The 11,386-nt window shown below is 71.9% G+C and carries 10 protein-coding genes; 7 read left to right on the forward strand and 3 right to left on the reverse strand.

The window, feature by feature from the left end; genetic code table 11:
- Positions 1-62: 62 nt before the first annotated feature.
- Positions 63-1,184 (forward strand): carboxylate-amine ligase, encoded by a 1,122-nt coding sequence (locus JD276_RS14330; protein ID WP_200116348.1) that lies wholly within the window; start codon positions 63-65, stop codon positions 1,182-1,184.
- 70 nt (positions 1,185-1,254) lie between these two features.
- On the forward strand, positions 1,255-2,559 hold the full coding sequence (rlmN, locus tag JD276_RS14335; protein WP_200116349.1) for a dual-specificity RNA methyltransferase RlmN: 1,305 nt from the start codon (positions 1,255-1,257) through the stop codon (positions 2,557-2,559).
- 56 nt (positions 2,560-2,615) lie between these two features.
- On the opposite strand, the gene JD276_RS14340 is transcribed toward rlmN, so the two are convergent.
- Positions 2,616-3,653 (reverse strand): aminotransferase class V-fold PLP-dependent enzyme, encoded by a 1,038-nt coding sequence (locus JD276_RS14340; protein WP_200116350.1) that lies wholly within the window; start codon positions 3,651-3,653, stop codon positions 2,616-2,618.
- A gap of 82 nt (positions 3,654-3,735) precedes the next feature.
- Here JD276_RS14340 and JD276_RS14345 point away from each other — a divergent pair, with 82 nt between their 5' ends.
- The 5 genes from JD276_RS14345 (at position 3,736) to JD276_RS14365 (ending at position 9,399) form a co-directional block, all read left to right on the forward strand.
- Complete coding sequence (locus JD276_RS14345) at positions 3,736-4,686, forward strand: LysR family transcriptional regulator (protein ID WP_200116351.1); 951 nt, start codon at positions 3,736-3,738, stop codon at positions 4,684-4,686.
- Positions 4,683-6,026: an MFS transporter gene (locus tag JD276_RS16240; protein ID WP_307866591.1), complete on the forward strand. Its 1,344-nt coding sequence runs from the start codon at positions 4,683-4,685 to the stop codon at positions 6,024-6,026. The genes JD276_RS14345 and JD276_RS16240 overlap by 4 nt, the downstream gene beginning before the upstream one ends.
- 97 nt (positions 6,027-6,123) lie before the next feature.
- Positions 6,124-7,674 carry a glutamate--tRNA ligase gene (gene gltX / locus JD276_RS14355; RefSeq protein WP_200116352.1) on the forward strand — a complete coding sequence of 517 codons (1,551 nt, stop codon included), beginning with the start codon at positions 6,124-6,126 and terminating at the stop codon, positions 7,672-7,674.
- Complete coding sequence (locus tag JD276_RS14360; protein ID WP_200116353.1) at positions 7,671-8,660, forward strand: NAD(P)/FAD-dependent oxidoreductase; 990 nt, start codon at positions 7,671-7,673, stop codon at positions 8,658-8,660. Before gltX ends, JD276_RS14360 begins: the two co-directional genes overlap by 4 nt.
- Positions 8,653-9,399, forward strand: coding sequence for a queuosine precursor transporter (locus JD276_RS14365; protein ID WP_200116354.1), 747 nt, complete (start codon positions 8,653-8,655; stop codon positions 9,397-9,399). Before JD276_RS14360 ends, JD276_RS14365 begins: the two co-directional genes overlap by 8 nt.
- Positions 9,400-9,439: 40 nt before the next feature.
- On the opposite strand, the gene tgt is transcribed toward JD276_RS14365, so the two are convergent.
- Positions 9,440-10,789 carry a tRNA guanosine(34) transglycosylase Tgt gene (tgt, locus tag JD276_RS14370; RefSeq protein WP_200116355.1) on the reverse strand — a complete coding sequence of 450 codons (1,350 nt, stop codon included), beginning with the start codon at positions 10,787-10,789 and terminating at the stop codon, positions 9,440-9,442.
- Between the two features lie 225 nt (positions 10,790-11,014).
- Complete coding sequence (locus JD276_RS14375; RefSeq protein WP_200116356.1) at positions 11,015-11,182, reverse strand: hypothetical protein; 168 nt, start codon at positions 11,180-11,182, stop codon at positions 11,015-11,017.
- Positions 11,183-11,386 lie beyond the last annotated feature (204 nt).

Below are 11,386 nucleotides of genomic sequence, written 5' to 3' on the forward strand. Positions count from 1 at the left end.
CGCGGCGCCGCGACCGGCGAGCGTGCCACTATAGAAGTCCCCCAGGAAGGGCAGGTGATGACGTGGTCACGAGGTCGCGCGCCGGGCGCCGATTCGGCGTGGAGGAGGAGTACCTGCTCCTCGACGCCGAGACGGGCCTGCCGAGGGACGGAGCCGAGGAGCTCGCGGCCTCGCTGCCGGACCGCGGGGTCGAGTTCGAGTTCTTCCAGAGCCAGCTCGAGACGGCGACCCCGGTCTGCTCCACGGCGGAGGAGGCCGAGCGCTTCCTGACGGCGTTCCGCGGCGAGGTGTCGGAGGCGGCCGAGCGGCTCGGCCTCGTGCTGGCCGGCACGGGGCTCCCGCCGATCGGCGGCGACGTCCGCGGAACGGTGACCCGGAAGCCGCGCTACGAGGCCATCGCCGCCGAGATGGGCAGCATGGTCTCGCGCTACTACTCGACGGGCACCCACGTGCACGTCGAGGTGCCCTCGCGGGACGTCGGCGTGGAGGTCATGGCGCGGCTCGCACGCTGGTCACCGACGCTCGTCGCACTCATGGCGAACTCCCCCGTGTCGCTGGGGGAGGACACGGGGTTCGAGAGCTGGCGCTACACCACGCTGCTGCACTGGCCGACCGCGGGCTACCCGCCAGGGTTCGCCGACGGCGCCGACTACGAGCGGATGGTGCAGGACCTCGTGAGGAGCGGCGTGCTGCTCGATCCCGCGCTCGTGAACTGGTCCATACGCCTGTCCGAGCAGTATCCGACCGTCGAGCTCCGCACCGCCGACGCGCAGCTCGAGCCGCGCGACGCGGTGGCCTTCGCCGCGATCGTCCGCGCCATCGTCGAGCAGTGCGTCGCCGACGCCGAGGCGGGGGAGCCGAGGCCCGGGATCCGGCCGCACACCCTGCAGGCCGGCCACTGGGTCGCGGCCAAGCACGGCCTCGGCGACGAGCTGGTCGATCCGCTATCGGGGGAGCGGCGGCCCGCCTTCGAGCTCGTCGAGGAGCTGCTCGCGCACGTCGCGGAAGCCCTCGAGGCCGCCGGGGATCTCCCGCGGATCGAGCGGTTCCTCGAGCGTCGTCGGCGCGAGGGCGCACCGGCCGCGATCCAGCGCCGGCACTGGGAGGAGCGCGGGATCCCCGGGCTCGTCGAGCTCTACGCGCAGGGCAGCGCCGGCGGGGCTCGCGGCGAGGGCGGCGCGTAGCGATTCGGGCGGGCGTGCCGATGCTCGGCGGATCTCAGACTCGCGCGCGGCGACCTGCGAGAATAGAGGGGTGGATCCCAACAAGCTCAACCATGATCGCGGGGCCGGGGAGGCCAAGCTGATCAAGACACGCCCTCGCGCCGGCGCCGCGGCGCGGCCTCAGGTGCGCCCGAAGGCCGAGGGGTGGAAGCAGATCGCCGGCCCCGACGGCAGGCCGACCCTGCAGTTCGCCTCGCCGCGCGTCAAGCAGCCCGACACGCACCTCGCCGACATGACGCTGGCCGAGCGCGAGGCGAAGACGAAGGAGCTGGGCCTGCCGGCGTTCCGCGCGAAGCAGCTCTCGAAACACTACTTCGAGCACTACACGAGCGATCCCGAGCAGATGACCGACCTGCCGAAGGATCGCCGCGACGAGCTCGCACGCGAGTTCTTCCCGCCGCTCCTCACCGAGGTCAAGCGGCTCGTGACCGACGACGGGGCCACCATCAAGTTCCTCTGGCGCCTGTTCGACGGGGCGCTCGTCGAGTCGGTGCTCATGCGGTACCCGGGCCGGATCACGCTGTGCGTGTCGAGCCAGTGCGGCTGCGGCATGAACTGCCCGTTCTGCGCCACCGGCCAGGCGGGTCTCACGCGCAACATGTCCACGGCCGAGATCCTCGATCAGGTGGTGCAGGCCAACCGCGTCATCGCGGAGGGCGGCCTGGGCCGCGGACGTCGCGAGGGCAACGGGACGGAGCCCGAGCGCGTCAACAACATCGTGTTCATGGGCATGGGCGAGCCCCTCGCCAACTACAAACGGGTGATGAACGCCGTGCACCGCATGATCGCACCCTCGCCCGAGGGGCTCGGCATGTCGGCGCGCGGCATCACGGTGTCGACGGTGGGCCTCGCCCCCGCGATCCGCAAGCTCGCCGACGAGGACATCCCGATCACCTTCGCGCTCTCGCTGCACGCCCCCGACGATCAGCTGCGCGACGACCTGATCCCGGTCAACAGCCGTTGGAAGGTCGACGAGGTGCTCGACGCGGCCTACGGCTACTACGAGAAGACCGGTCGACGGGTCTCGATCGAGTACGCGCTCATCAAGGACATGAACGACCACGCGTGGCGCGCCGACCTCTTGGCCGACAAGCTCAACGAGCGCGGCCGCGGATGGGTGCACGTCAATCCGATCCCGCTGAACCCGACCCCCGGATCGATCTGGACCTCGTCGACCCGCGAGGTGACGCGGGAGTTCGTCGACCGGCTGAACGCCGCCGGCATCCCCACGACGCTGCGGGACACCCGCGGCAAGGAGATCGACGGCGCCTGCGGCCAGCTCGTGGCGACCGAGCAGGACAAGGCCGAGGCCGCCGCCTTCGCCGCGGCCGAGTAGCGCCTCCGGCCGCCCTCCGAGGCGGCAGGGCGGGCCCGACGCAGGTGGGCGACCCGCTACCGCCGCAGCGCGCTCGCGAGGAGGTCGACGTCCTCCGGCGTGTTCCAGAGGTGGAAGGCCACTCGCGCGTTGCCGGCGCGGCCGGAGGCGACGATGCCGCGATCCCGCATCGCGGCGAGGGCGGAGCCGTCGGGATCGGCCCACGCGACGATCGCCGACTCCCCCTCCGGCAGCCCGAGCACCCCGCGCGCGGCGTTCGCGAGGCCGACCGCGTGCGCGCGCACCCGTTCGGCGTCGAGGGCTGCGAACAGCTCGAGGGCCGGCTCGGCCCCGACGACCGTGTGCCAGACGGGGGAGACGTCGAAGCGCCCCGCCCCGGCGGCGAGCGGAGTGCGCCCCGCGTAGCAGGAGCCCCAGACGTCGTCGGCCGAGCACCAGCCGGCGGCGATCGGCACGAGTGCGTCGTCGAGGTCCTCGCGCACCGTCAGGAAGGCGAGGCCCCTCGGGCAGCACAGCCACTTGTAGCTGTGGCAGACGGTGTAGTCGAAGCTGCGCGCGCCGGTGGGCAGCCAGCCGAGGGACTGGGTGAGGTCGACGAGTGTCCTGGCGCCGACGGCCGCCGCGGCCGCCGCGATCCCGGCGTGGTCGGCGACCTCGCCGCCGGCCGACTGCACGAGCGAGAACGCGACGAGCGAGGTGTCGGGGCCGATCGCCGCCGCGAGCCCGTCGACGGGGGCGTACCTCACGCGCACGCCGCGGCGGGCGAGCTGCTCGAAGGGGTGGGTGAGCGAGGAGAAGTCGCCCTCGGCGCACAGCACCTCGGCGCCGTCGGGCAGCGAGGTCGCGACGACGGAGACGAGCTGCGACACCTGGGAGCCGGCGGCCACCCGCTCGACGGGCACGCCGGCGATGGCCGCGTAGAGGGCGCGGCAGCGCTCGAGCTGAGCGCCGACGACGACGGGGTCGAGGGACCCGGCGGCCCAGGAGTCGAGCGCGGCGCGGCTCGCGGAGAGCGTGCGCCGCGTCGGCAGACCAGCCGTGCACGCCGAGAGATAGCCCCGCACGGGGGAGAAATGGGAGGCGAACGTCTGCATGCCATCAGGCTAGGAGCGGTATCCACATAACTGAAGAGAATGCTTCTTATCTTTCGCTTCCGTATCGCTTATAATAGGGGTCATGAGCACGATCCGCAGCAGCGACCCCCTCGGCTCGATCGATTCGACCGAGCTCCGGATTCTCCACGCCCTCGCGACCACCGGCTCCCTCACGGCCGCCGCGGGCAGCCTCGGGCTCAGCCAGCCCGCCGTCAGCCAGCGCATCAAGCGGGTGGAGACGAGGCTCGCGGTGCCGCTCATCGAGCGCAGCGGGCGCGGGATCCGCCTGACGACCGCCGGGCGGATCCTCGCGGACCACGGCCGCACCGTCGTCGCCGAGATCGACGCGGCGCTCGCCGCGATAGACGACCTGCGCGGCGAGCGCGCCGGAACGCTCCGCCTCGTGGGCTTCCCCTCGGCCTCCGCGACGCTCGTGCCGGCGATCATGCGCCGGCTCGCCGAGGAGGCTCCCGACGTCGCCATGCAGTACCGCGAGGCCGAACCGCCGGGGGCCGTCGCCATGCTCCGCGACGGGGAGGTCGACTGCGCCCTGGTCTTCGACTACGAGGGCGCCGCAGAGCTGCCGGCGGGCAGCGTCTTCACCCCCCTGTGGCGCGAGGAGGTCAGCCTCGTGCTCTCGGACGCCCGGGCGAACGGGATGCCGGCGGCGCACCTCGGCGACTTCGCCGCCGAGCACTGGATCGCCGGCTGCGAGAAGTGCCGCGGGCACCTGCTCACCGCCGCCGGCGAGCACGGCTTCGAGCCCGACATCATCCAGGAGACCGACAACGTGCCGGCGATGCTGGCGATGGCGGCGGCCGGCGGGGCGGTCGCGCTCGTTCCCGGCCTGGCGCTCGCTGCCGCCCGCACCCTCCCCGACGACGCGGTCGCGGTGCCGCTCGAGCCGAAGCGCTACCGCACCATCGGCCTCGTCTCGATGGACACGGCGAACGAGAGCCCTCAGGTGAAGCTCGCGAAGCGGCTCTTCTCGGCGGTCGACGGCAGCTGCTGGGGACTGGAATCCGCGACGTGAGCGAGGCGGTGGAGCAGACGGCTGCGGCGCCCGGAACCCCGATCGACCCCGCCGAGCGACGCCGCGTGCAGCGGCGCACGGTCCTCGTGCTCTCGACGGCGACGGTGCTCGCGGGCTTCGCCACGGGCGCCTCGCTCTCGGTCGGCGCCCTCGTGCTCGCCGAGCTGAGCGGCAACGACGCCATCTCCGGTCTCGCATCGGCCGTGTTCAACGGCGGGGCGGCGATCGCGGGCATCCCGCTCGCGCGCATCGCGGCGAGGCGCGGCAGACGCAGCGCCCTCGTCGCCGGCAGCGCCGTCGCGGTCGCGGGGGCCGTGGTCGCGATCCTCTCGGCCGCCATCGGATCCTGGCCGCTGTTCGCCCTCGGCGTCGCGATGCTCGGCGTGAGCAGCGCGGTATCGCTGCTCGCCCGCTTCGCCGCGACGGATCTGGCGCTCCCGGAGAACCGGGCGCGGGATCTCTCCTTCGTCGTCTGGTCGATCACGGTGGGGGCGGTCGTGGGGCCGAATCTCATCGGCCCGGGAGAGGCCGTCGGGCTCGGGCTCGGCATCCCGCCGCTCGCGGGCGTGTTCGTCTTCGCGCTCGCAGCGCAGCTGCTCGCGGCGCTCGTCAACTGGATCGGGTTGCGCCCGGATCCGCTGCTCGTCTCCAGGCTGCTGCCGCCGGAGACGGGGAGCGTCGCGACCCCCGCCCGGCCGGCGGAGACCGCCGCGGTCGCGGCGTCCCGGACACCGGGGCGCGACCGGGATCCGGCGCCTCCCGCTCCGCCGTCGGGGCCGGGTGCCAGATGGCTCGCGATCCTCGCGATCGCCATGGCCCAGGCGATCATGGTGGCGCTCATGGCGATGACGCCGCTGCACCTGATGCATCACGAGGGCACGCCCGAGATCGTCGGGGTCACGCTGAGCCTGCACATCGCGGGCATGTACGCCCTGTCCCCGGTCTTCGGCACCCTGGCGAGCCGCCTCGGCAGGGTCCCCGTGATCTCGCTCGGGTGGGTCATGCTGCTCGCCTCGGTCGCGATCGCCTATGCGGCGGGGCCGTCGCACCTCCTGGTCCAGCTCTCGCTCACGCTGCTCGGGCTGGGCTGGAGCGCGGTGACCGTCGCGGGAGCCGCCCTGCTCACCGAGCTCACGCCCTCCGCCGAGCGCCCGAGGTGGCAGGGACGCTCAGACACGATCATGAGCGCGGCGGGGGCGGTGGCCGGCGCGCTCTCGGGCGTGGCCTTCGCGCTCGGCGACTTCTCCTTCCTCGCGCTGCTCGCTGGCGGCCTGCTCGCGCTCGGCGCCGCGGCCTCGATCCCGCTCGGCTCGCGCGCGCGGGGCGCCCGGTCGCGGTGAGGCGCCGGCGCGGCGCGGCGGACCGGCCGTCAGCCCGATGGAGCGGCGATGCCCGGTTGCGGCTCCGCGCCCCCGTCGCCCGATAGACTGAGCGGTGATGTCCGATACGCACAGCCCCCAGTTCTCCACCGCCACCGGTTCGCAGGTGCGCGTCCGCTTCTGCCCGTCGCCGACCGGCACCCCGCACGTGGGGATGGTGCGCACGGCGCTGTTCAACTGGGCGTACGCGCGCCACACGGGCGGCACCTTCGTGTTCCGCATCGAGGACACCGACGCCGCCCGGGACAGCGAGGAGAGCTACACGCAGATCATCGACTCGCTGCGGTGGCTCGGGCTCGACTGGGACGAGGGAATCGCGGTCGACGACGGGGCCGAGGGCGGCCCCCACGGCCCGTACCGTCAGTCGCAGCGCGGCGAGATCTACCGCGGGATCATCGAGCGGCTGCTCGAGGCCGGTCACCTCTACGAGAGTTACTCGACGGCCGAGGAGATCGACACGCGCAACGAGGCGGCCGGCCGGCCGAAGCAGCTGGGCTACGACAACTACGACCGCGACCTCACGGAGGAGCAGCGCGCGGCGTTCCGCGCGGAGGGACGCACTCCCGCCCTGCGCTTCCGGGTGCCCGACGTGGACCTCTCGTTCACCGATCTCGTGCGCGGAGAGATCACGTTCCCCGCGGGTTCCACGATCGACTTCGTCGTCGTCCGTCCGAACGGCGCCCCGCTCTACACCCTGGTGAATCCCGTCGACGACGCGCTGATGGGGATCACCCACGTGCTCCGCGGAGAGGATCTGCTCTCGTCCACGCCCCGCCAGATCGCGCTGCACCGCGCGCTCGTCGAGCTCGGCGTCGAGCGGGAGATCCCGCAGTTCGGGCACCTGCCCTACGTGATGGGCGAGGGCAACAAGAAGCTGTCGAAGCGGGATCCCGAGTCGAACCTGCTGCACCACCGCGACCGCGGCTTCATCCCCGAAGGCCTGCTGAACTACCTCTCGCTGCTCGGCTGGTCGATCGCGCCCGACCGCGACGTGTTCAGCCGCGAGGAGATGGTCGCCGCCTTCGACGTCGCCGACGTGAACCCGAACCCGGCGCGCTTCGACCAGAAGAAGGCCGACGCGATCAACGCCGACCACATCCGTCTCCTCTCCGAGGAGGACTTCGGGGCGAGGATCCTGCCCTATCTCATCGCCGGCGGCGCCCTGCCCGTCGAGCCGAGCCCCGAGCAGCTGGAGACCGTGCGCCTGGCGGTGCCGCTCGTGCAGAGCCGCATCACGGTGCTGAGCGAGGTCGTCGGCATGCTCGGCTTCCTCTTCGCGTCCGCGGACGCGCTGGTCTACGAGGAGGACGCGCTGAAGTCGCTGAAGGCCGATGCCCCCGAGGTGCTGCAGGCGGGCATCGCGGCGCTCGAGGCGCTGCCCGAGAGCGACTGGCGCACCGAGCCGATCCAGGCGGCGCTGCAGGCGGCGCTGATCGACGGTCTCGGTCTGAAGCCCCGTCTCGCGTTCGGCCCGCTGCGGGTCGCGGCGTCCGGCCGGCGCGTCTCGCCTCCGCTCTTCGAGTCGTTCGAGCTGCTCGGCCGGGATGAGACCCTCGCCCGGCTGCGTCGCCTGGCCGAGCACCTCGCCGCGGGAGGCGCATCGGCATGAGCGAGGAGCCGCGTCTGCCGGTCGGCGTCGCCATCATCGGCGGCGGCCCCGCGGGGCTGTCGGCCGGCCTGCAGCTCGTGCGCGCCAACCGGCGCATCGCGATCATCGACAGCAACCGGCCGCGCCACTCCGCGACGCTGCAGTCGCACGGCTTCCTCACGAGGGACGGCGCCTCGCCGCTCGAGCTGCGCAGGCTCGGTCGCGAGGAGTTCGAGGCGTACCCGACGGCGACGTTCGCGCAGGCGGTGGTGCGCGAGGTCGTTCCGCTCACGCGGGACGAGGCGATCGGCGCGGGCTTCCCCGACGGCATCGGGTTCCGGGTGCGGGGCACCGGGATCCGCGGCTCCTCGGACGTCGAGTTCGTGGCGCGGAGAGTGCTGATCTCCGCGGGCCTCACGGAGGAGCTGCCGCCGTTCCCCATGATCCGGGCCTACTACGGGACCGCGCTGCACAGCTGCGTCGAGTGCGACGGCTTCGAGAAGACCGACAAGCCGCTCGCGCTGATCGGCGAGACCAGCGACGTGTTCGCACGGGCGCTCCTGATCAGCCGCTTCAGCTCGGACCTCGTCGTCTTCACCAACGGAGCGGACACGGTTCGCCCCGAGCAGGAGCGGCAGCTCGCGGAGATCGGCATCAGCGTCGAGCGGCGCCCGATCGACGACATCGTGGGGGAGAAGGCCGAGATGACGGGGGTGCGCCTCGCCGACGGCTCGGTCATCCCGCGCGTCGGCGGCTTCGTGCGGCCGCGCTGGCACGCGCCCGTCGAGTTCCTCGGCGACCAGCCGATCGAGCGCGACGAGTGGGGCCTCATCGTGGTGAGCGACCGGGGCGAGACCTCGATCCGCGGAGTCTACGCGGTGGGCGACATCGTCCCTCCGGGGCCGCAGCAGCTCATCATCGCCGCCGGCGGCGGCGCGCGCGTCGCGGCAAGACTCAACATGGACATGATCCGAGGCGCTCTCGGGGTGGGGATGATCGATGACTGAGACCGAGGAGCAGCGAGTGGAGACGCGGGCCGGGGCGGAGGGCCCCTCGAAGTACCTGACGCCCGGCGCCCGCGCGGCGTCGCGGGGCGCGCGCTACGCGACCATTTCGGCGGTGTTCGTGGGCATCCTGCTCATCTCGAACGTGGTCGCGGTGAAGCCGATCGCCTTCGGGGCGGTCCAGCTCGGCGACTTCTCGCTGCCGCTCGTGTTCGACGGCGGGGTCTTCCTCTTCCCGCTCGCCTACATCCTCGGCGACGTGCTCGCCGAGGTCTACGGGCTGCGGGCCTCGCGCCGCGCGATCTTCACGGCGTTCGCGCTCGCGCTCGTCGCCTCCCTGACGATCCTCGTGGTGCAGATGTCGCCTCCGGCGGACGGCTGGGAGAACCAGGAGGCGTTCGCCGCGGTGCTCGGCTTCGTGCCGCGGATCGTGGCCGCGAGCCTCACCGGCTTCCTGGCGGGCCAGCTGCTGAACGCCTGGGTGATGGACCTCATGCACCGCCGCACCGCCGGCCGGTTGCTGCGCACGCGCCTCATCACCTCGACGCTCGTCGGCGAGCTCGCCGATACGCTCCTCTTCTGCACCATCGCGTTCGCGGGCATCATCACGGGCGTCGACTTCGTCATGTACGTCGTGCTCGGCTACCTGGTGAAGGTGCTGGCCGAGGTCGTGCTGCTGCCGGTCACCACTCGGGTCATCCGTGCGGTGCGGCGAGCGGAGGAGCGCGCCGTCGACGCGTGAGCGGGTCGCCGGTGCGTGAGCGCTCGCCGGCGGCGGGCGATCAGCCCGCGGCGATCGTCGCGTCGGCGGCGCGCAGCGCGGCCTCCCTCGCGAACGCGGGGCCGTAGGCGCGGCCGAGCACCTCGTCGCGCAGCTCCTCGAAGTCCCCGTCGAGGATGCTCTGACGGATCCGCTCGACGAGGCGCACGATGTAGCGCTCGTTGTGGATCGTGGCGAGCGTCGAGGCCAGCATCTCCTTCGCCTTGAAGAGGTGGTGCAGGTACGCGGCGGTGGTGTTCGTGCAGGTGTAGCAGTCGCACTCCGCATCGAGCGGTTCGAAGCGCCGCCGCTGGGCCGCGGCCTTGGCGTTGATCCGGCCGGTGCTCGAGTACATGGTGCCGCCGCGGGCCTGCCGGGACGGCGCGACGCAGTCGAAGGTGTCGGCGCCCGCCGCGATCGCGGCGAAGAGGTCGTCGGGTTCGGAGATCCCGAGCAGGTGGCGCGGCTTGTCCTCGGGCAGCTCGTCCGACACCCAACCGACGATCGTGCCGAGCTCGGACTTCTCGAGCGCGCCGCCGATGCCGAAACCGTCGAAGCGCTGATCGCCGGCCTCGGCCCCCGTCATCTCGGCGAGCCCGCGCGCCGCCCTGCGGCGGAGGTCCTCGTACTGCGCGCCCTGCACGACGCCGAAGAGCGCCTGGTAGGGGCGGTGGCTCCGCGCCGCCGTCTGACGGGCGTGCTCGTCGAGGCACCGTACGGCCCAGCGGGCGGTGCGGGCAACCGAGTCCTCCTGGTAGGCGCGGGTGTTGAGCAGGGTCGTGCACTCGTCGAACGCGAAGATGATGTCGGCCCCGAGCTGGTGCTGGATCCGCATCGAGACTTCGGGCGTGAAGCGGTGCACGTCGCCGTTGAGGAAGGATTTGAACGTCACGCCGTCCTCGTCGACGTGCGCGAGGCGCTCCTTGTTCTCGGCGATCACCTCGTCGCTCTGGTAGGCGCCCTCGTCCATCGAGATCACCTTCTTGAAGCCCACGCCGAGCGACATCACCTGGAAGCCGCCCGAGTCGGTGAAGGTGGGCCCGTCCCAGTTCATGAACCTGCCCAGTCCGCCGGCCTCGTCGATGAGATCGCTGCCCGGCTGCAGGAACAGATGGTAGGCGTTCGCGAGCACCGCCTGGCCGCCGAGCTCCGAGACGGTCTCGGGCAGCATGGCCTTGACGGTCGCCTTGGTGCCGACCGGGATGAAAGCCGGGGTGCGGATCTCTCCGTGCGGCGTGCGGATGGTGCCCGCGCGACCGAGCGGGCGGTCAGAGGCGCCGCGGCCGCCGCCGTCCTCGAGGCGGTGATCCACCCGGAATCCGAAGTCGACGGGGGAGGGCAGGGGCTGCGCGGATGCGGGGCTCTCGTTCACCCGTCCATCTAAGCACCCCGGTGCGCGCGGGGTCGCACGAGGGCTCTGGATCGTCCGTCCTCTCCCGGGGCTCCTGCGCCCCGGGCTTTCTGCGCCCGCTGGCTCTTGCATCCCGGCCCCTGCGCCGCCGGAGCGGAGACGGGGTCGGCGGGATCCTGCGGTGACACGCCCGGGAGGGGTGGGCATCTTGCGGGGCGCTCGGGTACCGCGTAATGTTTTCCCTTGTCAGCGCAACGGAATGAGACGCGAAAGCGGCTCAGGGAACACGCGCTTCGGATCCTCGGCGATCGACCTGAACTTCGGCTTGCGGCCTTCTGGTTCAGGTGGTAGAGTTAGGATCTGCTTCTCCTCCACAACGGCGGAACTCGCTCGATGCGAGACCATCTCGATCATTCGGATTTCCGGATCTTCAGGTCTGCTTCGGCGTTCTCGGGGTGGGGAGCGAGACAGTTGCTCTTCGGAAGCCCGGCCAGGGTGTGTACGGGGGGTGTCTGGTCCTTGAGAACTCAATAGTGTGCACTTGATTGTCAAATGCCAAATTTTATTATCCCCGGCACCTGCCTGTGTGGTGGGTGTGGGAGATTCCTTTTGGACACA

Origin of the sequence: Leucobacter chromiisoli, from assembly GCF_016522505.1 — a bacterium.
Taxonomy (GTDB): Bacteria; Actinomycetota; Actinomycetes; order Actinomycetales; family Microbacteriaceae; genus Leucobacter; species Leucobacter chromiisoli.